The 26,358-nt window shown below is 40.3% G+C and carries 18 protein-coding genes; all 18 read left to right on the forward strand.

Annotated features, from left to right (window positions below; all coding sequences use genetic code 11):
- Nucleotides 1-3,666, forward strand: coding sequence for a sensor histidine kinase (locus JYB62_RS13385; RefSeq protein ID WP_205645931.1), 3,666 nt, complete (start codon nt 1-3; stop codon nt 3,664-3,666).
- Nucleotides 3,663-4,823, forward strand: coding sequence for an FIST signal transduction protein (locus tag JYB62_RS13390; protein ID WP_205645932.1), 1,161 nt, complete (start codon nt 3,663-3,665; stop codon nt 4,821-4,823). The genes JYB62_RS13385 and JYB62_RS13390 overlap by 4 nt, the downstream gene beginning before the upstream one ends.
- Nucleotides 4,824-4,847: 24 nt before the next feature.
- Complete coding sequence (locus JYB62_RS13395) at nt 4,848-5,987, forward strand: FIST N-terminal domain-containing protein (protein ID WP_205645933.1); 1,140 nt, start codon at nt 4,848-4,850, stop codon at nt 5,985-5,987.
- Between the two features lie 23 nt (nt 5,988-6,010).
- Nucleotides 6,011-7,150: an FIST signal transduction protein gene (locus JYB62_RS13400; protein WP_205645934.1), complete on the forward strand. Its 1,140-nt coding sequence runs from the start codon at nt 6,011-6,013 to the stop codon at nt 7,148-7,150.
- Complete coding sequence (locus JYB62_RS13405; protein ID WP_205645935.1) at nt 7,151-8,203, forward strand: sensor histidine kinase; 1,053 nt, start codon at nt 7,151-7,153, stop codon at nt 8,201-8,203.
- Nucleotides 8,193-12,371 (forward strand): ATP-binding protein, encoded by a 4,179-nt coding sequence (locus tag JYB62_RS13410; protein WP_205645936.1) that lies wholly within the window; start codon nt 8,193-8,195, stop codon nt 12,369-12,371. Before JYB62_RS13405 ends, JYB62_RS13410 begins: the two co-directional genes overlap by 11 nt.
- Complete coding sequence (locus tag JYB62_RS13415; RefSeq protein ID WP_205645937.1) at nt 12,364-15,987, forward strand: ATP-binding protein; 3,624 nt, start codon at nt 12,364-12,366, stop codon at nt 15,985-15,987. Before JYB62_RS13410 ends, JYB62_RS13415 begins: the two co-directional genes overlap by 8 nt.
- Nucleotides 15,984-16,742 carry a DUF6090 family protein gene (locus JYB62_RS13420; RefSeq protein WP_205645938.1) on the forward strand — a complete coding sequence of 253 codons (759 nt, stop codon included), beginning with the start codon at nt 15,984-15,986 and terminating at the stop codon, nt 16,740-16,742. The genes JYB62_RS13415 and JYB62_RS13420 overlap by 4 nt, the downstream gene beginning before the upstream one ends.
- On the forward strand, nt 16,739-17,797 hold the full coding sequence (locus JYB62_RS13425; RefSeq protein WP_205645939.1) for a DUF6090 family protein: 1,059 nt from the start codon (nt 16,739-16,741) through the stop codon (nt 17,795-17,797). The genes JYB62_RS13420 and JYB62_RS13425 overlap by 4 nt, the downstream gene beginning before the upstream one ends.
- Complete coding sequence (locus JYB62_RS13430) at nt 17,794-18,585, forward strand: DUF6090 family protein (RefSeq protein ID WP_205645940.1); 792 nt, start codon at nt 17,794-17,796, stop codon at nt 18,583-18,585. Before JYB62_RS13425 ends, JYB62_RS13430 begins: the two co-directional genes overlap by 4 nt.
- Nucleotides 18,586-18,596: 11 nt before the next feature.
- Nucleotides 18,597-19,655: a DUF6090 family protein gene (locus JYB62_RS13435; protein WP_205645941.1), complete on the forward strand. Its 1,059-nt coding sequence runs from the start codon at nt 18,597-18,599 to the stop codon at nt 19,653-19,655.
- Nucleotides 19,656-19,658: 3 nt separating this feature from the next.
- Nucleotides 19,659-20,381 (forward strand): hypothetical protein, encoded by a 723-nt coding sequence (locus JYB62_RS13440; protein ID WP_205645942.1) that lies wholly within the window; start codon nt 19,659-19,661, stop codon nt 20,379-20,381.
- Between the two features lie 67 nt (nt 20,382-20,448).
- Complete coding sequence (locus JYB62_RS13445; protein WP_243431581.1) at nt 20,449-22,575, forward strand: ATP-binding protein; 2,127 nt, start codon at nt 20,449-20,451, stop codon at nt 22,573-22,575.
- Nucleotides 22,576-22,579: 4 nt separating this feature from the next.
- On the forward strand, nt 22,580-23,281 hold the full coding sequence (locus tag JYB62_RS13450; protein ID WP_205645943.1) for a DUF6090 family protein: 702 nt from the start codon (nt 22,580-22,582) through the stop codon (nt 23,279-23,281).
- Nucleotides 23,282-23,305: 24 nt separating this feature from the next.
- Nucleotides 23,306-24,058, forward strand: coding sequence for a DUF6090 family protein (locus JYB62_RS13455; RefSeq protein WP_205645944.1), 753 nt, complete (start codon nt 23,306-23,308; stop codon nt 24,056-24,058).
- Between the two features lie 35 nt (nt 24,059-24,093).
- On the forward strand, nt 24,094-24,771 hold the full coding sequence (locus JYB62_RS13460; protein ID WP_205645945.1) for a DUF6090 family protein: 678 nt from the start codon (nt 24,094-24,096) through the stop codon (nt 24,769-24,771).
- A gap of 23 nt (nt 24,772-24,794) precedes the next feature.
- Complete coding sequence (locus JYB62_RS13465; RefSeq protein ID WP_205645946.1) at nt 24,795-25,529, forward strand: DUF6090 family protein; 735 nt, start codon at nt 24,795-24,797, stop codon at nt 25,527-25,529.
- A gap of 14 nt (nt 25,530-25,543) precedes the next feature.
- Nucleotides 25,544-26,305 carry a DUF6090 family protein gene (locus tag JYB62_RS13470; protein ID WP_205645947.1) on the forward strand — a complete coding sequence of 254 codons (762 nt, stop codon included), beginning with the start codon at nt 25,544-25,546 and terminating at the stop codon, nt 26,303-26,305.
- The last annotated feature ends 53 nt before the right edge of the window (nt 26,306-26,358 follow it).

Below are 26,358 nucleotides of genomic sequence, written 5' to 3' on the forward strand. Positions count from 1 at the left end.
ATGATATCGAAAACGAAAACCATACTATTTTTTTCTTGCCTTGCGGCCATTTTTACGGTATCCTGTAATGATGATAAAGTTCAAAAAGGCGCTCTTGACCCGACCTCGTTCCGAACGCCTATAACCAAAGCATTTGAGTACACCGAAACCAAACCCATCGAATGGCAAGTTGTTGACCCGGATAGTATTGACCTTCCTCAAACATACCCGTTGGACATTGGCAAAATACCTTCTAAGCCCTTCAATATTAATGAGTTCAAACCTCTAAATTCTCCGATGGAAGAATCCCCCTTGGATTGGGACCCCAATGATCGGATTAAGCTGGAGTTTGACACCATTCCGGTTGAAAAGAAAATTTCCATCCTTCCTACGCCTGTTGTCAGCAAAATGAACCAACCAAGTGTTCTGACTGGAGTTTCTTCGGGGATATTACAACTTTCCATGAGTGAGGGGCTGCCCTCTAACGAAATCAGAAAAGTGCTTCAGAACGATGATGGGAGCTATTGGATTGCCACATTTGACGGTGGACTGTGTTTGTATAACGGGAATGAGTTGTATACTTATGACTACAGAAACATCTGGGATATTGTATTAGATCAGGATGGTAAATTATGGGTGGCCACGGGAAATAATGGGGTCTATGTACTAGATTTCAAAAATAGGACGCAAACCCATTTTCTGGCAACGCAGGTAATCCTTTCACTTCTTTGTGATCATCAAAATCAAATATGGATGAACCATTGGCAAAATGCCTACTATGTCATGGATAGTGAAATGAAGCAGTTGCGACAAATTACCAATCCCGGCTTTGAAGGTGGGTTTCGGATAATGGAGGATCATAGAAACAATATTTGGCTCACTCATAATAGTGGTGGTCAAAATGTATTAAGCGTTATCGGGGAAGACCGTGAAGACTACGTAGAAATCTTGAATGATCGGGTTTCATATTTTTTTCAAGACTCAAATCACAGTATGTGGCTGGCCGCCGAAAAGGGTCCTATGGCCATTTCATTAGAAGAAAAAACAGCTGCTACCATTGACAATAAAAAGTGGGGTCTTGGGTGGCAAGTTTTATTTGAGGAAGATCGTCACGGAAGGTTATGGGTCATAAAAAATGATACTATAGAGGTGCTCAGTAAAGATCGCAGGCAGATGAAAACAATTGTCACCAATAGTTCTGTAAGATGGGGAAATGCGATAAAAGATAACAGGGGCGTAATCTGGATTGGTATTACGGAAGGACTCCTTCTGTTGGATCCGGATGGACCTTTACCCGGGTTCCTGGACGAGTCTGATGGGCTGATCGATAGTGAAGTCAGGAGTTTGGAGGAAGACCATCGAGGGGATATCTGGCTAGGCACACCGGACGGCATCAATATTTATAGCCCTTCCAGCAAGACCCTCAAAGCGATCGATGATGCAACTCTACAAAACCCAAACTCAAGAAATATTTTTTTCATCAAAGAATTTGAAAAAGACAACTTATTCGTTGATGGAGATCAGCAGGGTTTTCTCATCATAAATCGCGAGGAAAAAGTACTCACCCAGTATCTTACAACGCAAAACATTGCAGAACGGATTTTCGGCGCCCTCAAAGACGAAGAGGGCTTCTATTGGTTAGCCACCGATAATGGACTCGCGGTATATAATCCGGTATCAAATGGATTAAAGATCATCCCAAAGGAGTCTCCCCAATTAGGTTCTGATCGGGTAAGCTGTATTTTGGATGATGGATCAGGTCGTTACTGGCTGGGCACAAGCAATGGATTGGTTATCATAGATCCGGATAAAAATACCATCCAATATTTACGGGAACAGGAAGGGTTGGCCCATAACAACATCTGGCAAATCATACAGAGGGAAGATGGTACGTTGTGGGTGGCAACAGATGGTGGCATTTCGATTATAAATCCTGTCAGTCAAACCATCACCAATCTGGGGGAAGCAGAAGGAATCGTGCCGGAGACCGTGTACAACTTACAGGAAAAAGATAGTACTCTATACTTAGGAACGGTAGATGGTCTCCTGATGGTAAATCCTCCGGCTGATCTAAACACGCCCTGGAATTTCTTCAACTACAGCGCTGCTCAAGGTTTCCTCTCAAATGACTATAACCGAAGAGCAAGCTTACTTCTGGCTAACGGGCAACTTTGGTTTGGTACTGGGCCTAATTGGAAATTGACCATTCTGACACAAGACCCGGTGATTGACACCGTGCCAAGTCCGGTTTTCATCACCGGACTAACAATCATGGATGACAAACGATCTTTTGATCGTATGGCAGATTTACGGCCCCTTGTTGAGACGGGAGATACTCTGTGGTCCAGCGATGGCAATCAACTCTTCACCAAAAATACGCTGCCACAAGACTCAGGATATGTATTTGATAATCATATCCAATGGGACAGCCTTTCAAGTCCTTACAAATTGCCCATCGGGCTGCAACTGCCTTATGATCAAAATTATCTCCAGTTCAGTTTTGCCAATCTGAGTGTCTTGAACAGAGACAAAATCTCATTCAGATATATGCTGGCAGGCGCTGACGATCGCTGGATCTATGCAGGCCAGGAGCCTCAAAGCAAAAATTACTTTAATCTCCCACCCGGCGCCTATACCTTTCGTGTCGCAACCAGAGGAATCCAAGGCCAATGGGGTGTCCCTGCTGAATTCAGTTTTCGAATTTTTCCGCCCTGGTGGCAGACCTGGTGGGCTTACTTGGCTTATGCAATCCTAGCCTTCGGCGGTATCTGGGCAATCGTTCAATACCGGTCGAGACGGCTAAAGAAGGAAAACCGTTTGCTCGAAGAAAAAGTAACTCAAAGAACCGATGAACTTCGGGAGACCATCAGTAACCTTCAATCCACCCAAAGCCAACTCATCCAATCCGAAAAGATGGCCTCTCTAGGAGAGCTCACCGCGGGCATTGCCCATGAGATTCAAAACCCTTTGAATTTTGTCAACAACTTCTCGGAGGTCAGTGACGAGTTGGTTGATGAGATGAATGAGGAATTGGAGAAGGGGGGCATTGAAGAGGCAAAAGCTATTGGCAAAGACTTAAAAGAAAATCTCTCGAAAATAAATCACCATGGCAAACGTGCTGATACCATTGTGAAAGGAATGCTAGAGCATAGCCGAGCCAACAAAGGAGAGAAAACACCCACTGACTTAAATGCACTTGCCGACAAATATTTGCGGTTGAGTTACCACGGACTTCGGGCAAAAGACAAGTCTTTTAATGCTGACTTTGAGTTAAAACTTGACCCTAATTTGCCAAAGGTAAATGTAGTCGCTTCGGATATCGGTCGGGTAATTTTAAACCTGGTGAATAATGCTTTTTACGCGGTCCATGAAAAGGCAAAATCTACCCCCCAGCCCCCTGAAGGGGAAGAAGGCTACAAACCAGAAGTAATTGTCAAAACAACGATGACCAAGTCCCCTTTAGGGGATTTAGGGGTAGAAATCTCCGTCCAAGACAACGGCTCCGGCATCCCCGAACACATCAAAGAAAAAATCTTCCAGCCATTCTTTACGACTAAACCAACAGGTTCGGGGACAGGATTGGGATTATCCTTATCTTATGATATCGTAAAGGCGCATGGAGGGGAAATAAGAGTAGAAACATCGATCAATTGGGGGACGAAGTTTATAATCAAATTAAGCACATGAAATCAAAATCCATCTACGGTAAATCTCCAGAGGACATCCAAAAGGCAATACAAGCCGCTATTGCTGACGATTTTACCCCTACCCTCGCTGTTGTTTTTATTTCTGTTAATCAGGACAGGCAAGCGGTAACCGAAATCCTTGCCCAATATGATATTGACGTTTTTGGAGCTACATCCTGTGGTGAGTTTGTCAATGGTCATCAAAGCAATGGTGAAATGGCCCTCCTCTTGATGGATTTGGCAAGGGATTCTTATTCCATTTTATTGAAGGAAATAGGAGTGCAAAGCATTCAGGAAGTAGCTAGGCAAGTGGCAAATTCCGCGCTTACCCAGTTTGTCAATCCTTCTATGATTGTTTGCAGTACCGGCGTAACACCGGGCTCTGAATTGTTTGACGGAATAACTCTAGTTCAAGAACTATCCGAAGCAATAGGACCGGAAAAGATCTTTTTTGGAGGCATGGCAGGTGACGATTTAACCTTAGCCGGAACGGCCGTTTTCACTAAAAACCAAGAAACAAATCATGGCCTGATAGTCTTGGTTTTTGATGCTAATAAAGTCTCTCTGAACGGTATGGCCATTACTGGCTGGAAACGTTTGGGAATTTCCAGGAAAGTGACCCGTAGCAAGGGTAAACTTCTGTATTCTATTGACGGAAAGCCAGCAGTGGACATGTACCTTAATTATCTGGGTAAGGGTAAAGAGGGTGAAAACCGGGAGTTCAATGTATTAAACGAGCTATCTTTCTATTACCCATTTATTGTGGAGCGGAAAAGCAGCGATGATATTCTCATCAAATCTCCGATGAGTATTGATTATGAAGAAAATGCGCTCAACATGGATATGGAGATGGTTGAGGGTGAGAAGTTTTGGTTTTCGGTACCTCCGGATTTTGATATTGTTCAGGAGATCACTGATGAAGCAAGTAAAGTCAGGAATAATTTAGGCAAGGATGCAGACGCATTATTGGTATTTTCTTGTGCAGGTAGAGAACCGGCTCTCGGACCGCTTGTGACGATAGAAAACGAAGGATTGGCTGAGGTTTGGAACAGCCCTATGGCTGGTTTCTTCACCTATGGTGAATTTGGTAGGGCAAAAAACAGCCCTCAAAACTTCCATTCTACGGCATGCTGCTGGGTGGCTTTGACAGAGAAATGAGTTGACCAAAAATTTGTTGAAAATATGAAAGCAAAAACCATCAACGGAAAAACACCTACTGAAATACAAAAGGAATTAGATGAATGCATGAGCGAAGGTTTCATTCCAACCCTAGCCACCATCATTCTAACCAACAAGGAGGATGCTGAAGAGCTCCGTTCCATTTTTGGGAAACAGGGTATTGAGATCTTCGGAATCACATCTCCGCAGAAATTTTCTGAAGATGGAATTACAGAAGCGGAAATCCTTGTCATGCTACTGGATATTAAACCTGACCATTTTAAAATAATATTGAACGAATACGAGGGGTCGTCTGCCTACGAAGCGGGGTATAATGCAGGGCTATCTGGAAAAACCGCTTTTGCGAATCCCGGCTTCATCATTTCACCATTGGATTTCAGAATTTCTTACGATGGGCTCATCCAAGGATTGACGGATGCCGCAGGTCAGGATATTTTGATCGCGGGCGGCGGTAGTGGTGATCCGGCTGACTTTACAGGAATCCTTTTCACCAATGATGTATCAAGTAAAGGAGGCTTGCTTGCACTCATTCTTGATCAGGACAAGGTTGCGATAAGCGGTCTGGCAGTTTCAGGCTGGAAGCCAGTAGGTACGATGAAAAAAATCACGAAAAGTGAAGGTTCCTGGGCTTTAACTATTGATCATGAACCTGCGATGCATGTCATTCAAAGATTCTTAGGGAAAGATATAGTAAGGGCGAATCCAGAAGGAAGTGGATTTATTCCTACAGACCTTGGCTATCCATTACAGTTTGAGAGGGCATCAGGAAATGCTATTATGAAGCCTGCGCTGTTTTTTAATCCTACCGAACTATCCGTCATGATTGCAGGTGGTGTAAATGAAGGAGATCAATTCCGATTTTCCCTTCCACCGGATTTTGATGTGATTGACAAAGTAGTAGAAAGCACCAGGGTCAGTAAAAGAAAGGAGATGCCAGATGCCGATGTGTTGATGGTTTTTTCATGTATAGGAAGATTAGGGACTTTCGGTCCTTTGATTTCCACTGAGATAGAAGGGCTGGCATCCACTTGGGGTACACCCATGATTGGCTTTTTCTCCTTGGGTGAATTTGGAAAATTGGATGAAGGCCGTTGCGAATTTCAGGGAACAACTGTAAGCTGGGTAGCATTGAAAGAGAAGTAATCTTATCAAAAAAAATTAAAAAAATGAAAGCGAAATCAATCAAAGGAAGATCTTCCGATGAAATTAAAGCAGCACTTACTGAAAGTATGGCTGATAGTTTTAAGCCCACACTGGCATTCGTTTTCCTGTCCGTTTCACAAGACCGCAAGGCCATTTGTAGCATACTTGACAAAGCAGGCATTGCCATTTTTGGATCTACCACCAATGGCGAGTTTATCGATGAAGAGACCGAATCAGGCGCAGTTGCCATCCTTTTATTGGATATGAAAAAAGAATATTTCAAAATCCATTCGGCTGAATTTCATCAAAATAACTATCGGGACACATCCAAATCCATTGCCTCCAAAGCCAAAAAGGAATTTGGAAAAGTTGCTTTCCTCCTAGCGGTCAGCAATGCGGCAACTGATGGCGAGGAAGTGTTGCTGGGCCTTCAGGAAATCGCAGGTGAACAAGTCAATGCATTTGGTGGAGCTGCCGGTGATGATTTGGCCTTTAGTAAAACCTGGGTTTTTACAAACGGATGGGAAAGTGATCAAGGGATGGTTTGTTTAGCCTTAAATGAAGAAAAAGTATCAGTCAGTGGTATTGCTACCTGTGGCTGGAAAGCCATGGGAACGGAAAAAACGGTAACCAAAAGCGAAGGCAATCATGTGTTCACCATCGATAACGAACCAGCACTCGATATCACTACAAAATATGGGGGCCTTGAAAATATCACGCCCGAAAATAAAGATGTATTGTTGGAACTTGCTGCCAATTTTCCTCTGCAATTGCAACGTGAAAAAGGTGACCCTGTCATGCGTCCTGGTCTAGTCGTAGATTGGTCTGACCATTCATTTTATACAAGTGGGTCTGTTCCACAAGGTTCAAAAATAAGGTTTTCCTTGCCACCCGACTGGGATGTGATGGAAAGGGTCGTGAAGGGAGTTCAAAATCTGAAAGACACTGAAATGCCGGAGGCCGATGCCTTGGTGGTATTCAGTTGCGCTGGTAGAATACTTTCCTTTGGTCCTATGATGAATGCTGAGATTGAAGGGGTGAAGCAGGTTTGGAATGTCCCTATGGCTGGCATGTTTTCCTATGCAGAGTTGGGAAGAATGGCCGGTGGAAATTTGGAAATGCATAACCTAACTACCTGTTGTGTGGCATTAAAGGAAAAATAAATGAACATCCATCTCCAGCAAATTCTCGATACCCTACTCCAGCTTGATGCCATCTCTGATGAGCAAAAATCTTCATTATCTAAATCCCTGAAGGAAGCTGATAAAGAGCTGACCATTTTGGAATTCAAACTAGACCGAACTGAAAAAGTAAAACGAACCACCGCAATTCTACTAGAGGAAACTATAGAGGAATTGGAACAGAAAAGAAAGGCTATAGAAGAAACCAATTCAGCACTTGAAAAATCATTGGAAGAACTCAAATCTACCCAGTCCCAATTGATCCAATCGGAAAAGATGGCTTCTCTCGGACAACTTACTGCTGGAATTGCCCATGAGATCCAGAACCCTCTAAATTTTGTGAATAACTTCTCTGATGTAAATCGGGAATTGATTGCAGAGCTTAAAGAAGAAATTGAAAAAGGTGATTTGGAAGAAGTGAAGTTAATCGCATCCGACATTGAGGCCAACGAGGAGAAAATCAATCATCACGGCAAACGGGCAGATGCAATAGTAAAAGGAATGCTCGAACACAGTCGAGCCAGCTCAGGCGAAAAAACCCACACCGACTTAAATGCGCTGGCCGATGAGTTTGTCCGACTTTCCTACCATGGACTACGGGCAAAAGACAAAAGCTTCAACGCTGATTTCAAACTCGAGCTCGACACGAATTTACCTAAAGTAAATGTGGTGGCTTCGGATATCGGACGTGTTTTATTAAACCTTATCAACAATGCATTTTATGCAGTAAACGAGAAAGCAAAGGAGAATTTGGAGGGGTATAAGCCTGAAGTAATTGTATCCACTAAAAAGACCAAAAATGGGGTAGAAATATCCGTCTCTGATAATGGTTCGGGCATCCCCGACTCCATTAAAGACAAAATCTTCCAACCATTCTTTACCACTAAGCCCACAGGTTCAGGAACTGGACTTGGATTATCCTTATCTTATGATATTGTGAAAGCGCATGGAGGGGAGTTGAAAGTAAATACACTTGAAGACGAAGGTTCTAACTTTATCATTCAACTGAACAAAAATGTTAACAATGGGATCTGAGAAAGAAAGGCTACTTGAAAAAAATTACGATCGCATTGCCAATGTGGGCTATTGTTTAATTCCTTATGAGGACTTACGTGACATCATCCATCCTAATGCAGTGGTTTTTGGTACCGCAAAGGATGAGCATCTTTTCACTTTTGAGCAAATAGATAAGTTATTTAAAGCCCAATATATTCAAATGAGTCAACTAGACTCGAAAATTGAGCGTAACCGGATAGCTACTCACCTTTCTTTAGATGGCAACCATGCCATCATCATAGAGCTGGTAAATATGAATATGGCATCAGAGGATGTGACAATTCACCTCGAGCTAAGAACCAGTTGCTCTATGGAGTATATCGATGGGACATGGGTACTTACCCATTGGCATGCTTCTACTGCAGCAAATACAGAAAATGATCCTTGGCACTTAGAAGAGTGGCGAAGGGAGCGAGAAACTCTCCAGGATCTTGTGGACCAACAGACAGAAGAATTATTGTTGAAAAACCGAGAACTGGAGATCGAAACAGCCCTTGAACGTATCCGAGCTCGATCATTGGCCATGCAACATACCGATGAACTTAGCGAGGTGATCACATTAATTTTTAAGATACTTAATGAATTCAATATAGCAGTAAAGGACGGTGTAGCGCTTATTACTTTCGATGAAGGAAGCAAAGACCTGAATGAATGGATGGCCAACGCTGGTTTTGATTCAGCCATGAATTTCTATTTACCTTATTTCGAGCATCCTGTTCTCTCCAACCTATGGGAAGCTAAAAACCTTGGCAAAAACTTTTTAACGCATAGATATTCATCAGAAGAAAGCAGGTCTTTCCATTCTCACATTTTTGAATATTCCGATTTTAAGCATACTCCTCAGGCGGTAAAAGAATATTGCCTTGCAGCAGAGACCTACGCTACATCCATTGCATTTCAAAAGAATACAGCCATTTTCATCAATGATTATTCAGGCACATCACTAACCCCGCCTGAAATTGACCTCTTAAAGAAATTTTCTAATGTCTTCGAACAAACCTATACTCGCTTTCTAGATATCCAAAAAGCCGAAGCGCAGGCTAGGGAGTCGCAAATTGAAGCATCATTGGAGCGAGTTAGATCGCGAAGTTTGGCGATGCATCATTCCTCAGAATTATCCTCTGTAGTTGATACCCTTCTCCAAGAATTTACCAATCTGGAATTCACACTTACTTTCTGCATCATCAACTTGATTGATGAGCATGACAAGAGCAATACGGTATGGGCAGCCAATCCGGAAACGGGAAAAGATCCAGAATCCTATTACATGAAGTTTGAAGATTATCCTTTTCATCATGCCATGTGGGAAGCATGGAAAGCTCAGAAAAAGAGATTTGTTTATACCATAGAAGGTGAAGAGAAAAAAATATATGATGAATACCTGTATTCAGAGACTGAATTCAGTCGCTTTCCGAAGCATGTCCAAGAAGCAAATAAAGGCCTTGATCGTTATGTTGCAGGCTTTACATTTTTTAAATATAGCGGACTCCAAACAGTTAGTGAGGGATATATATCTGAGGAAGATTTGGATATTCTCGAACGCTTCGGTAAAGTTTTCGAGCAAGCTTATACTCGGTTTCTAGACCTAAAAAAAGTAGAATCTCAGGCTCGAGAAGCACAGATAGAAGCGGCTTTAGAACGCGTTCGTTCGTCCTCTATGGCAATGCACAAAAGTGACGATCTTTTATTAGTAATAAAGGCAGTTCACGAACAAATCACCGAGCTTGGAATTAAAGTTGACGCCAGTAATTTTCAAACTTATATTGAAAATTCTCGAGATTTTTATTTGTGGGCAATCACCAACACGCATTCTTATCAACAAAAACTGAGGATCACTTACATAGATTTTGGTATGACCAAAAAAATGTGGGATGCCTGGGAAAAGGGTGAATCATTTGTAGAAATACATTCCGATGCCGAAGAAATGCATAGCTGGTGGAATAAAGCATTTGAAGTCTCAGAGCTTAGTCATACACCACAACACCGAAGAGAAATTATTCTATCTGCTCCTGGCTGGAATTCAATTGTAGCTAGGAGAAACACAGTTGGTTTACAACTACATCGTTACAATCTAGAAAGCTTCACTGACCAAGAAAAAGATATTCTAGAAAGACTAGCTACAGTATTCGAACAATCCTACACCCGTTTCCTTGACCTACAAAAAGCAGAAAGACAAGCTAGGGAGGCACAAATTGAAGCGGCCCTTGAAAGAATCAGATCACGCTCTATGGCCATGCATAAGACCAGTGAATTATCTGAAGTTATCCTAGTACTTTTTAAGCAATTTGAGCATTTAAACTTGGTCGTTGATACATGCTACATCGATATCTTTGATGAAGATAACCAGGCATTCAATGTCTGGATTGGAGCTAGTACAGCAATCTATCCAAAGCAAGTAAAACTTCCTTACTGCGAGCATCCCATTCATCAGCTGAACAAAGAAGCGAGACAAAACGGTATTGAGTTCTTCACTTTTGATGAGGATAAAAGATCAAAGGAAAAATACTTTGAACACTTTTATCCCAATGCTCAAGGTATAGATGTCCCAAAAAGTCGAATGGAGTATATTGATAAGGGCTTAGGGATTTCTGGCTCTGCTGCACTGGGGAAGTACTCCGGTATTACGATGTTCAATTATCAAAAAATTATTTATTCCAAGGAAGAAAATGACATCCTCAAGCGAGTTAATATAGTCTTTCAACAGACCTACACCCGTTTCCTTGACCTTCAAAAAGCTGAAGCTCAAGCTCGGGAAGCGACCAAGCAATCTTCCCTAGATCGGGTTCGGGCTGAAATCGCCTCAATGCGAACTGCCAAAGACTTGGAGCGGATTACACCGCTAGTTTGGAAAGAATTAAGATCCTTGGGAGTTCCATTCTTCCGCTGTGGGGTGATGCTTGTCAATGAAGAAAAACAGAAGCTAGACTTCTACCTATCCAACCCAGAAGGAAAAGCTTTGGCCGCCCTGCATTTGGATTATGACAATTCAGAAATTACCCGAAAGGGAGTGGATCATTGGAGGCAACAGGCCACCTACATTGAGCATTGGTCTGAAGAGCAATTCCTAACTTTTACGAAAAGTCTACTGCAGCAAGGGCAGATTTCGGACTTAAGCACCTATCAGGGTGGAGATAAGCCTCCCACTTCTCTAACTTTACAATTTGTCCCATTTGCACAGGGGATGGTCTATGTGGGCTCCGAAATTGATCTAAATGAGGAAGAATTGGACTTGGTTGCCGCTTTGGGAAGATCCCTTTCTGTGGCATATGCACGATATGAGGACTTTACCCGTCTGGATGTTGCCAAGGCCAAAGCGGAACAAGCGTTAAAGGATCTGAAAGCAGCTCAGGAGCAATTGGTACAGCAGGAGAAACTCGCCAGCTTAGGGCAGCTCACAGCTGGAATTGCTCATGAAATTAAAAACCCATTGAATTTTGTCAACAACTTTTCTGATTTAAGCTCCGAACTGATTGAGGAGGTATTTGAGGAATTGGAAAATATAGAGGATTCAATCTCAAAGGAAGAGATTATTGCAATCCTTGAGGATGTGCAAAGTAACCTAAAAAAGGTACATGAACACGGGACACGAGCAGATGGCATTGTCAAATCTATGCTACAACACAGCAGGGGCGGTGCAGGTAAAGTGGATAATATTCCGGTTAATGATTTGGTTCAAGAGTTTGTCAAACTATCCTTCCATGGTATGCGAGCCGGCAAAAACCCGATCAATGTAGACTTGGATTTTCAGCTGGATGAACAGGTTGGAGAGGTCGATTTGGTTATGGAAGATTTTTCGAGAGTGATTTTGAATATCGCTAACAACGCATTCGATGCCATGCGTGAAAAACTCAAAAATGAAGATCCCAATAGCTATTTACCAAAATTTACCGTCAAGACGGAAAGGCATCCAAACGAAATACTGCTCACCTTCAAGGACAATGGACCCGGAATTCCCAAAAAGCTTCAAGACAAAATTCTCCAACCCTTTTTTACCACCAAAAAAGGTACGGAAGGTACCGGATTGGGACTAAGCATCACCCATGATATCATTAAGGCACATGGCGGTAAATTAAGCGTAGAAAGTGAAATTAATCAAAGTACTTCTTTCACTATAACAATACCTATAAGTCAATCAGTTGATGGATAAAAATAAAAAACGCCAGCTGGAGGAAACCTACCAGAAGTTTATGTATGCCGGACTATCAGGATCCGAACCTAAAAATCTGGAGGAAATTATCGACCCAAAAATCGTGGGATTTGGCACTGCTCTAGACGAGAAAATCAGGGGTATCTCCGAGGTCAAAAAACTACTAGAAAACCAAAAAATCCAAAGCGAAGGGCTCACAATCTCCTGGACAAGAAACCCGGTAGATCAATATACTACCGCTGATGAAAACACCGCAATCATTGTAGATGAAGTCAAAGTATCCATCAATTCAGCCGATCAGGGAGTCGAAATAGACATGAGAATATCGAGTGTGCTCGAGTACCGCGAAAACACTTGGAAGGTGATTCACTGGCATGGATCAAAACCTGAGGAGGTAGAAAGTGAAAAAGATACCTGGGGAGTAAAAATATACAAGCAACGAGCGGAGGAATTGCAAAAGCTGGTGGATGAAAAAACCGCGGATCTACAAGAAAAAAACCGCAAGCTTGAGATTGAAACGGCTTTGGAACGGATACGAGCCAAAACGATGGCTATGGAAAAGAGCGACGAACTTGCACCGACCGCTTCTCTATTATTTCAACAATTAAAAGACTTAGGTATCAATACTTATAGTAGCGGTTTTACGATCTGGGACGAAAAACAAGACCAGCTTATTTCTTGGATGTGCAATGCTGATGGTTCGATGAACCCTCCATTCATCATGCCTATTGCTGATAATGAATGGCATGAATACCAATTTGAATCATGGAAAAGAGGAGAGCATTTTTTGGTCAAAGACTTATCAGGGGATGAGTTGCAATCCTATTTCAAATATTTGCAATCCTTTCCTATGCTTAGCCAAGCATTTCAAAAATCAATAGACGCAGGATATCCTATGCCAAAAAGGCAAATACATCACGTGGCTAATTTTGCATCTGGTAATCTATTACTTATCACACTAGAACCTCTGCCTGAAGCGCATGGTTTATTCCGACGTTTTGCGAAGGTGTTCGAACAAACCTATACCAGATTCCTTGACCTTCAAAAAGCAGAGGAACAGGCAAAAGAAGCTCGTATTGAGGCTGCTCTGGAAAGAGTTAGATCAAGGACCATGGGAATGCAAAGAGCTGAGGAATTGGGAGAGGTGGCCCTCGTATTGTTTGACGAGTTAAAATCCCTTGTTGATAATCTTTGGACTTGTGGTTTTGTGCTTTGTGAAAAGGATCGCAGAGAGGACGAATGGTGGCTAAGTTTGGATAATGGATTAATCAAACCGTTTTACATTTCCAATGAAGGAGACTATGCTCATGAAAATCTCTACGAAGGATGGGAAAAGGGTGTGCCTTACCGAACGGTGACCCTAGAAGGAGAAAAACTAAAGGAGCACTACGACTGGCTCATGAAAATTCCCATTACCAAGCAAATTTTTCAAGATATGGAGGCTTCTGGCATTGCACGACCAAAATGGCAACGCTTGCATGCTGCCTATTTCAAGACTGGGTATTTGGTGATGATCACTGAAGTTCCTTGTGAGGAAGAGCAAATATTTAAGCGTTTTGCTCAGGCATTCGATCTTACCTACACGAGGTTTCTTGATCTTACTAAGGCGGAGGCTCAAGCCAAAGAAGCAAAGTTAGAGCTTAGTCTAGAACGGATCCGGGCTCAAGTTACCGCTATGAGACAGTCTGAGGAACTCTTTGACATTGTAGTCACAATGCGAAGGGAATTTATTCTTCTTGGACATGAGGCAGACTACTTCTGGCATATGAAATGGACTCCAGAAAGCTATGAAATGTCGATGACCTCTGAGGATGGTGAAAGAATAGGCATGATCATTTCAGTTCCAAAGTTTGTCCACGATGAGATTACACGACTTGCCGCTTGGGAAAAGAGTGACTCCCCCATCATTGCCTTAGATTTGAATGGGCAAAAGGCCTGGGATTACATCGATAAGATGAATACTTATGGCAAATATGAACAAGCGGATCCTCATGCTCCTACAAAAGATGATATTATGGCTCTAGGAGGCCTTACTTTTGTCATCGCAAGAACTACACATGGAGAGATCGGGTTTAGTCTTCCTGGACAAGTTCCTAATCCACCTTCAGAGTCTATCGAAACTTTGGTTCGCTTTGCAGGAGTATTTGACTTGGCATACAGACGATTTGAAGACTTACTCAACGCTGAAAAGCAAAACAGGAAAGCAAAAATTGAACTGGCATTGGAGCGTGTCAGAGCGAGGGCTATGGCCATGCAGGAACCTGAGGAATTGGTAGAGGTGGCAAATGTAATGCGGGAGGAAATGGGCCTTCTAGGAGTAGAGGAATTAGAGACTAGCTCCATTTACATCAATAAGAATTCTCAGGGAGATGCGGAATGTTGGTATTCTCTAAAAGATATCCGCGAAGGAAAAAAAACCTATGTAGCCGATCATTTCAATCTGAATTACAAAGATACCTGGGTGGGCCAGCAGATGCTATCTTTTTACCAAAGTGAGCAACCGGATACTTCTATCGTCATGAAAGGAACCAATCGCATAGAATGGATCAACTATTGTTCGGAACAGTCTCCTGCGATCCAAGGGTATTATGGAAAAACCATCCCCGAACGCACTTATCATTTGACCAAATTTTCGAATGGTGCAATCGGAGCCGCTACCCCAGGTGAAATTTCCAGCGAAAGTTGGGACTTATTGCGGAGGGCAGCATTGGTCTTCTCATTAGCCTACTCCAGGTTCAAGGATCTCTCACAAGCCAAAGAGGATTTAAAGCGGCTGAAAAAAGCAAAAGCTCGAGCCGAAAAAGCCCTCAAAGAATTAAAATCCACTCAGCAGCAACTTGTTCAACAAGAGAAATTAGCCTCTCTGGGTCAACTGACTGCTGGAATTGCTCATGAGATAAAAAACCCGTTGAACTTTGTCAATAATTTTTCAGATCTCAGTAGGGAACTGATCGAGGAGGTATTTGAAGAATTAGAAAATCTGGAAGATTCGGATGGCAAAGAAGAAATCATTGCCATCCTGAATGATGTAAAAAGCAATCTTTTCAAAGTTCATGAACATGGTACCCGAGCAGATAGCATTGTCAAATCTATGCTACAACACAGCCGGGCTTCCGACGGTAAGCGGGAGGACAAAGCATTCAATGCATTGGTACAGGAGTTTGTGAACCTTTCCTTCCATGGAATGCGAGCAGGCAAAGCTCCTATCAATGTGGACATAGAATTCAAATTGGATCCTGAAGTAGGAGAAGTATCGCTAATCAGTGAAGATTTTTCGAGAGTAATTCTAAACCTATGCAATAATGGATTTGATGCTATGAGAGAAAAACTCAAAACCGTAGGAACGAATGATTATCTACCCAAACTTACGGTGACCACTGGTCTACTGAAAGACAAAATCCATTTCTCCATTTCAGACAATGGTCCCGGAATCCCAAAAGAAATAAAGGATAAAATTCTCCAGCCTTTTTTCACTACAAAAAAAGGAACCGAAGGCACTGGACTAGGACTCAGCATCACCCATGATATTATCAAAGCACATGGTGGAGAATTACACTTAGAAACAAATGAACAAGTTGGAAGTGAGTTTATTATTCATCTACCCCTTAAAAAATGATCTCTTTCTTTCGAAAAATTCGCCAAAAACTCATAAGCCACCTGCCTGCCGGCAAGGCAGGAAATCAGGTGACCCGATACTTCATCTATGCTTTGGGTGAGATATTTTTAGTGGTGATAGGAATCCTGATAGCGCTACAGGTCAATAACTGGAATCAGGAACGCTTAGAAAAGAGAAAATCCAAGGAATTCCACCAGCGTCTCAGCAATGATTTGGATCAGATCATTAGGTTCCTTGTAGGAATTGAGGAGTATTCCAGTTTAGTAGCTAACCAATTGGATGAGGCTGTGGAACTTTTAGAGTCCGGTAAATTCAACGATTCGAACAAGCAGATATTGGACTTTGCTTTTGGTAATTATTTTCGGCTTTCCCGCCACCTTCCCGAACTATCTGCCTATGAGGAAATGAAAAGCTCAGGGCAGTTGGGGTTGATATATAATCTGGAGCTTCGAGAAGAGTTGAGCAAATACATCACCCAACAAAAACTGGTGAGCACCATCTACGAGGATCTAAACGAAAAGGTCAATCAAACTACTTTCATGGATCCTTATTTAAAGTTTGAGGCTGGTGGAAGCGTAACCGAAAATGCTTTTAGCTATGATTTTTCAAAAATCCAACAAGATCGTGTCGTAATTAACACCTTATCCAGATATGCTTTTCACTGGAAGTCCAAAAGTTCCTTTTCTAGAAGTCTTCAAAACCAAGCAACTCAGCTCCACGAATTGATTCAAAAAGAAATTGATACTTCCTTATGATCTCTTTTTTCCGCAAAATCCGCCAAAAACTCTTCTCTCAGAATCGAATCACTCGATACCTCCTCTATGCCTTGGGGGAGATATTCTTGGTGGTAATTGGAATTTTGATTGCCCTTCAGGTGAATAACTGGAATGAGGAGAGAAACAATTTTAAAAAAACAGAGCAATTGTTAATCGAAATACAGAAAGATCTGTCAAATGACTATTCTGAAATAGGCTACTCTTCAGATTTTTATCAATTGAAAGATTCGCTAGCTCTTTTATTTTTAAGTGATACGGTTTTCGATTTAAACCCGAACCATTTTACAAATAGATCTATTCAGAAAATAGGTAAAGGTTCATTCCCGGTCACTATTAGCAACCAGTCTTTTCGAAATCTAGATGATAATAGAGAGATCATTCCCGAGCAATTCAAAGAAATCGTAAGAAGTTTGGGCTTATTTTATACCGAAAGAATCTCACAATTTGAATCAGTCTCGGGTAATCTATTGACAATAGAAAAAAATTTAGATCAATATTTAGCTCAACAGCCTGGTTACATTGCCATGCAAAGAGATTCAATTACTCAAGAAAATCTAGAGTTTTATCTTCAAGATCCAATCTTCAAAAATTTTGTATTTAAATACCACCAAGCTATTGAAGAATACCAAGTGATCGGCTCTATCCTGCAAAACAAAGTAATAGCCATAAATCAAATTATTAACGAGATCCTTGTTTTCGAGAAAAACCAGTCCTTAGACCCTTTGCTTCAAATTACTTACACAAAAAAGGAATTAGAAGAGTACACTGGAAGCTATATTTCTAATTCGGGCTCCGATACCATCTATATCTTTGATTACCACGGTCTCTTAGCAGGAAGAAGCTCAGAGAATCGCGAGATCTACGAAGAATTTTTTGTGTTAGAAAAAATTGGAGAAGATTCCGTAAGGAGTATCGGATTTGAGCAAGACCTAGCATATTTCATTAGAAATGAAGAGAGAGAAGTTGAGGCAATCAAAAATTATTGGTCAAATAGGGAAAGCTTTATTATTTCGAAAAAATTGAAAAACAAATGATCTCTTTCTTTCGCAAAATCCGTCAAAAACTCCTACAGCAAAATAGAGTCACTCGATATCTGGTCTATGCCCTTGGTGAGATATTCTTGGTAGTAGTTGGAATTTTGATTGCTCTTCAGGTCAATAACTGGAATGAGGAGAGGAAAGATAGAAAAAGAGAAATCGATTACCTCTATAGGATTCTTTCGGAAATTGAAAGGGATAGTGCCAGCCTACACTCATCTATTAATCTAACTTCAAATAAGGTTGAACAGGGTAAAAGACTTTTATCTTTAAATAAGTTAGATTCAAATTTAACTGATAGTGCCCAGTTTATTTGGGACATCTTTTTGATAGGAAGAGGGGGTAGTTATTCTCCCTATATTCCTGCTTACCAAGAATTAGTTTCAACGGGTGATGAGGTAAATGTTATTCATAACAAAGCAATCATTGAACTATTAGAAAAGTATCTAAATCGTACAAATGGCTTGGAATCCTTTGTGTACAGGGAAGGAGAACAACGAAGAACCGAGTACAACCAATTTATCCAGCGATACTTCTCCGCTTTAATCATGGATTCAATATGGGATTTAGGAAGGAAGGGGATTTCTGAAGAAGATATAGACCACTTTAAATCATTGGGAATAGACATTGAAGGATTTAGGAATGATGCCAATGCAGGTTATCAGATTCGAAGTATGACTGCCCTTAATATGGAATTATCAAGACTATATCGGCAAAATATGGAAAGCTATTCGGAGCCATTATTAGAGCAACTCAGAGATGAAATCAACTCGCTAGTAAAATAACTTGACAAGCTATGATCTCCTTTTTTCGCAAAATCCGTCAGAATCTACTAAAACAAAATCGGGTGACCCGCTACTTGGTCTATGCTATAGGAGAAATCTTCTTAGTGGTTATCGGAATACTAATTGCCCTGCAAGTGAATAATTGGAATGAGGAGAGAAAAAATAAAAAGGAAGTCCGAGTAATTTTGAAAGAAATTCAACAAGACTTAATAAATGATTTAGACGAGTTTGAACTAGGGCTGAAATGGGCAGTAAATAGAGACACTCTTTGTCTTAAAACTCTTCGAGGAGAGCTTACAGTTGAGGATTACAGAAATCCAAAGCAAAGGTCCTTATGGTATTTAGGCACCGAAGGCTACTTAATAAAGCTTAGTGATCGCTCTTTCCAAGTATTGGAGCAGGAAAAAGAAAAACTCCCCGATGAAAACCGAGAGCTTTTTGTTACCCTCAATTCACTCTATGTCGAAGATGAACACTACCTAGAGCAAGTATCAAAAGATTTGAATCTCACAACAACATCCTATTTTACATACCTACATGATTCTAAACCCTGGATAGTAGATTTGAGTCAAGATAAGCCAAACGAACTTGCCTTTGATTACTTTCTGAATGACCCACTTCATAAACAGAAAATTGCACTTTATCATACTCACCTCCAAAACTATACAGCATATATACTTCGGATAAGAGACAAATCAGTGTTGAACTACATGATTATTCGAAATCTTTTGGGCGACAGAAATGAACTTCCTCCTCAAATCAAAAAATTTATCCCCAATGATTCTAAACCTAGTCAAAACTATAAAGCCCGAGTTCGTGTAGTTACCGCAGATGGTGATTCCATTCAGTTTAGAATTTTTTCGAAATACGATTTGACCTTCTGGGAAAATTTGGATGTAGGAGGATTCCATTGGCGAAGTACCCTCTTGAATGAAATCTCCCCAGACTCCTTGCAATGGGCTTTTGACCCTAGATTCACCATGAAAATTCAGCGTGATCAGTCGGGAATAATTACTGGTTTGCAAACCTATGACCTTGGAAAGCCAGATTATCAATTCAAAGCTTACTAGTCTATGATCTCTTTCTTTCGCAAAATCCGTCAAAAACTCCTTCAACAAAATCGAATCACTCGATACCTCCTCTATGCCATCGGTGAGATATTCTTGGTAGTAGTTGGAATTTTGATTGCTCTTCAGGTCAATAACTGGAATGAGGAAAGGAAATCAAATAATGTATCCTCCCAAACTATTCAAAAATTGCAAGCAGAATTATCAGAGGTAAAAGCGGAAATTGAAAAAGCTATTGAGGTAAATGAAATGATTCTTTCCTGGGCTGATACTTACCTACAATCTCCTTCTTACGTGGATTCACTAAAAGCTGAATACACACGTATTCTTCTAATGACCAGTTATGTATCGCTAAGAGTAGATTTGCCGGTATTAAATCAAGAATTAAGTTCAGACCAATTAATAAAAGAGGAGCCCGATCTCACAAATAAACTCAGATCCATAAAACTTGGGTATGAAGAAGCTAGCTCAATTCGTGATATATCTAGATCCCTATGGAATGAAAATGTTATCGGGTACTATTTCGATAATCAACTCTTAGTGTTATACAATGCTTTCCTAAGAGGTCAAGATTATAATAAAGATGAGGTCATTTCTCTGCTTTACGATGAAGAATTCAAAAATGTAGTAGCCTTGACCACTTTGTCGAATGCTCAATTAACCAGAAAACTTAAAGAGCTTTTAGTCCATATTGATGAAACCCTTCAATTAATTGATCAGGGTTTGTAATGCTGCGAATATGTAGTCAAATCAGAAAAAACTCATTTGAAGATTAACTTATTGAAATTCAAGTTTTATGATCGCATTATTGATAGGTATTCTAACCCTTTTACAGCCCCAACCGATTCTGATTGATACAGCTAGCAGCGTACCGGTACTTCACGATTCGCTAACGGTTCAGGACGGAGAGGTTCTTTCTCTGTCCGCCCTGGACGGATGGGAGTTTACTACAGATAATATTGAAGATTCGATGGTATCCGTACGATGGGTGAGGCTTGAGCAACCGGTATCCAATCAAGATGCTTTTCCCGATTCACTCTGGAATGGCTTTGGATATTTCCGTCTGAAATTCAAGGTGGATTCAACGTTCAGTCACAAAGAAGCCTTTCTTCGATTTTCATCTTCTGAAAACACATCCGCAGAAATTTATTTAAATGACAAGTCGGTACTAAAGATTGGAAATCCTTCAAGAGATAGGGAGAGCGAAGAAATTGTAGCACGATATGCTGGAATAGGACAGCCCGTTAATTTAATTCCCGGCGCTTCGTATGTTCTAGTGGTAAAGAAGTCTTATCACCGCCATTCACTTTATAGGACATTGACTTTTCGAAGGTTTAGTAAGCCCTATTCCTTTTCACTCACTTTGGCAAGTCCGGATTATGTTCAAACCTATACTGACATTCAAAAAGTATCTATTTTGATAAATGGTATTTCGCTTTCAGTAATTTTTCTATTGTCTGTTCTTTATCTGATCCTTTACATAAAAGTAAAAGATCAGAAAGAAAATTTATGGCTGGTTCTTCTAATGGTGTCGATTGGTGGACTCGCTTTAAACTGGTTTCTCTATCAATTTACTATTCATTCGTTTTGGGTGGGTCTTGGTTTAGATATCGTTTTCCAAGTAGTGCTGGGCTCACTGGCATTTACCCTTGTGCCTTTGGTAACGCATAAATTATTAAAGGTTCAAGCTCATGTCTTTTGGAAAGCTTATGTCATTGTAGGAACCGTGTTACTTTATTTTGCTCCTGACAATAATGATTTTTATTTTTTCTTAATAGTATTTACATCACTGGCAGGCGGATTGAGCGCTATCTATAAGGCCTATATACAAGGAGTGAGCGATACGATCATCCCTGCTGTATCTATCCTGGGAGTACCTGTAGTTCTCATCTTGGCTTTTATTTTTGATTATTTTGGGTTTTTAGGGATGTATTTTGTTCCTGTATTAACACTATTACTTTATAACACATTGCCGATTGGACTCTCCATATATCAGGGTAAAAAATTTCTAAGGCTCAATACAGAGATGGAGGATTTGGTAACAGAACGAACCAACCAACTCGAAATAGCAAACAAAAAGCTAGAAGAATCTCTTAGTGATTTAAAATCCACCCAAGCCCAACTGATCCAATCTGAAAAAATGGCGAGCCTCGGTGAGTTAACAGCCGGAATTGCCCATGAGATCCAAAACCCACTGAATTTTGTAAATAACTTTTCAGAGGTTTCCGAGGAGCTAGTCGATGAAATGAATGAGGAATTGGAGAAAGGAGACATTGAGGAGGCCAAGTTTATCGGTAAAGATCTTAAAGAAAACCTCTCCAAGATTAACCATCATGGGAAGCGCGCGGATGCCATAGTGAAGGGCATGCTTGAGCATAGCCGAACCAATAAAGGCGAAAAAGCTCCTACAGATTTAAATGCACTTGCTGATGAATTTGTACGACTCTCTTACCATGGCCTTCGAGCAAAAGACAAAGAATTCAATGCTGTCCCGATAGATATCGGGATCAAATTGGAACTTGACCCAGACTTACCAAAAGTGAATGTGGTAGCTTCAGATATTGGCCGAGTGATTTTGAATCTGGTCAATAATGCCTTTTACGCCTGTGCTGAGCGAAGTCGAATTACTGTAAATGAAAAAGCAAAATCTGACCCCCAGGATTACAAACCCGAAGTCATTGTCAATTCAAAGCAGACCGAAAAAGGAATAGAGATCTCCATCCAAGACAATGGATCAGGCATCCCAGATTCAATTATAGAAAAGATTTTTCAACCCTTCTTCACTACTAAACCTACAGGGTCTGGAACGGGATTAGGTTTATCCTTATCTTATGATATTGTAAAGGCCCATGGAGGAGAATTGAGGGTCTGGAGCGAGGAAGGAAAGGGAACAAAATTTACCCTGCATATACCAATTTCATGAGAATTTGATTTCATTTTTAAGACATATCCGCCAAAAACTCTTCTCTCAGAATCGAATCACTCGATACCTCCTCTATGCCTTGGGGGAGATATTCTTGGTGGTAATTGGAATTTTGATTGCCCTTCAGGTCAATAACTGGAATGAAAGTCAAAAGCAGAATCGAAAAAAAGATCAGGCTCTAACGATTATCATTTCTAACCTAGAATCAGACCTTGAAATCCTAAGCAACAATATTAAAAATGGAAAGAAGGCTATCCTATACTGGGATAATTTTGGAAGAAATGATAGTCTAAGCCCTCCTGAATTATTTTTTAATCGGCTCAGTAGGCCAGGAATAAGAGTAAGTGATACTGGGTATATCAAAGCATTGAATGAGGATGTTATTAATAATTTAGGAAACGAATCATTGAAATTAGCCCTTATCCAGTACTACGATTCTGATTACAAGTACTATGAACTAAATCAAGCCAGATTAGAAAAAGAGTATGAATTTGTAAGGGACAAAGCTTTGATTCTTTCTTCTGACATTTCCAGATTTCCTTCCCTTCAAATGCAAATCAAAAACCTGATGTCCAATCCATCTTTTGAAAAGGTATTGGAGTCCTACATAAGACAAGCCCAAAATCTGTTACCAATTATTGAGGAACGGGCTAAACAATGTCAAACCCTAAAAGAATCCATTGAAACAGAACTAGAACGGAGATAAAACCCTAGCCAAAAATCAAGAACTATGATTTCTTTCTTTAGAAAAATCCGTCAAAAACTCCTTCAACAAAATCGAGTCACTCGATACCTACTCTATGCATTGGGGGAGATTTTCTTGGTCGTCATCGGAATACTAATTGCCCTTCAGGTCAATAACTGGAATGAACAACGTAGGGCTGAACAGTACGAGACCATCCTATTAAAACAGATGCAAAACGCTCTGGATAATGATCTGTTTTTGATCAACAACTTCTTTGAACCCAGAGTACAGCAGAATAAAGAAGGGGTAGATAGTCTGTTACAATATGTTCAAATGAATGAAATGCCTGACCAAGAAACTATGAGGCGGTTAGTCGGCAAAATGTTAACCGACATCATATACAGATATGACTCTGGACCTTATGAAAATTTGAAATCAAATGGACTTGATATTATTAAGAATGATTCCCTGAGAAATTATATTTCCAACTTATACGGTGTAGCACTGCCAAGCTATGCCCTGTTCATCAATGAATTCAAGGATGAACGTGAAGAGGAAATAAAGATCTATTTAAGGAAATTGATCAAAGATGAATTAACTGTGGATGAAGCCGGTAAACCCTATTTACGTGAAGTACCAAATTTCAATGATATCAGAGATGAGAACCTGTTAAGAGTGATCAATCTCCGCAGTTTTGTTTATAAAAATAACAGAGCAAGGCTTGTTGCTGTAATTAAATCCAACAGAAAAGGGGAAGCTATGATTGCAAAAGAACTTAGATCAAGAATTAAGAACTGATGCTTAGATTCTTAAGACATATCCGAAAAAACCTTATGGAACAGGATAAAATTCGTTCCTATATCCTCTATGCCATTGGTGAAATCACTTTGGTGGTAATTGGAATTTTGATTGCCCTTCAGGTCAACAACTGGAATGAAACCCGAAAGACCATGAAGAAAGAGCAAGCAAGCCTGAAAAAGATAGCTCAAAATCTTCAAGAGGACATTGATCTACTACAAGAAATAATCCACGAGGACTCCACAATTTATGAAAACCTGAGTAAGCTGTCCAATCAAATCATAGATGCTAACTCGGTCGATGACTTAGACCCCTCTAGTAGTGCCAGATTTCGGGTGCCATTGTTCTACCCCAATCAAAGTGCTTTTGAAAATCTGCTATCCTCAGGTCAGATTGAAATTATCCAAAATGACAGTCTGACCCAACGTCTACAGCTGTATTATAGATCCATAAAAATCATTCAAGAGGGCACAGATTTTTCTCTCAGAAATTATAGTCGTGACATCGAGAAGTTTTTCATGGAATTTGATCATGTTAGAGATCATCCAAAACTTAAAAAGAAAGCTATCGCAGCCTACCGGGAAGATCCATTTTTGCTAAATTCTCTGTATTACAAAAATGGACTGATTCTTCGTCAAATTTCGAATTATTCCAAGATCATGGTTGAAGCCCAAGGTATACTTGCTTTGATTGAAAATGAAATTTCATCTTAAACTCTGATCAAAACTCAAGAATCATGATCTCAATCTTCCGCAAAATCCGCCAAAAACTCCTTCAACAAAATCGAATTACTCGGTATATGACTTATGCTGTAGGTGAAATCTTCCTGGTGACTATCGGGATCCTAATAGCATTGAGCATTAATACTTGGAATGAGGATAGAAAAGAAAAGATTTATGAGCGAAAGATGCTATTGGAATTAATGGAAGATATGCAGTTGGACACTGCATTCATGCACTTACAATTACGCCGCATAGAAAATTTTGAAAGAAGCCTTGTTGCTTTAGAAAAACCCCTTTTAAGTTGGGAAGAACTAAAAGATGTAGACCCACAATTATTCGGAGGAGTGTACTTCATCCAAAACACGAAAGCCTTAGAAACCATCAAATCTGGGAACGTCCAGATTCCATTTGATGACCAACTGAGAAAACAAATCAATTCCCATTATCATAACTCCAGGTTTTATCTGGATTTAATAATCATGGAGGATAAAAATTTCAATGAATTTCGAAGCATCCCCATTCAAAAAGAATATTTCAAAGTGGAACGTAATGAAGATTCTGAAATCTTTGACTTAAAAATTTTCCCAATAGATTTTGAGAAGATGAAAAATTCGCAAGAATTTAAGGATTTTCTGTTACTCCGAAGATCGCGTGTCAATCGATGGAATTGGGCCTACAGAAAAGTTTATGACTCCACTTTGGAAAGTATGAAGTCGATTCAAGAATACCTCCAGCAAAAGACCAATTAACTATTCAAAGAATCATGCGAGTATTTAATTCCATGCGAAAACTTTTCCTCTTCGATAATAAAGTAGCTAAATACCTCAGTTATGCATTTGGGGAGATATTCTTGGTGGTTATTGGAATATTGATCGCCCTTCAGGTGAATAACTGGAATGAGGAAAACAAACTGAAGAAACAAAAAGTCATCCTCCTAGCAAGTCTAAAAACTGAATTTGAAGAAAACCAAAATAGACTGAATATTTTATTAAGCTTTATTAATCAAAGAGAAGCTTATGCAAGAAGCCTTTTAGGAATGCTGCAGCAAATTCCTACTCAAGTGGACAGTGTGGAAACGGTCTTCGCTTTGGAAAGAACGGGCTTTGTCCATTATTTTAACCCAACACTTCCTACCTATGAGGAAATGAAATCCTCAGGGACTTTAAGCCTTATCGATAATAAAGATCTGAAAAGGCGGATGGCTGATTACCAAACATTTCTCGAATACAGCTTCAGAATAGAAGATGGGAACAAGGGCCCCATTCAACAATTTTCCGAGCGTGTTTTGAAATACATGGATCCAGATTTTGGTGATGTAAACATCACGGATAATGAGTCAAGAAAATATACTTCTGTAAAATTTGATCTTGAGGCCATGTCAAATGATCCTGAAATTCAGTATCTTCTGAAAATTATTATCCAAAAGAGTGTTCTTGAAGCCGGATACAAGGAGCGTATCTTCAGACCGAGGTTAACAGGGATCATAGGTTTGATTGAAGAAGAAATAAACCAAACAGCGGAATAACAAACCTGAAAGCTTGTTTTTCCAACCTTCTTCATACAGGATTTAATCCCTGC

Origin of the sequence: Algoriphagus lutimaris (assembly GCF_017051705.1) — a bacterium.
In the GTDB taxonomy this organism is placed as follows: Bacteria; Bacteroidota; Bacteroidia; order Cytophagales; family Cyclobacteriaceae; genus Algoriphagus; species Algoriphagus lutimaris.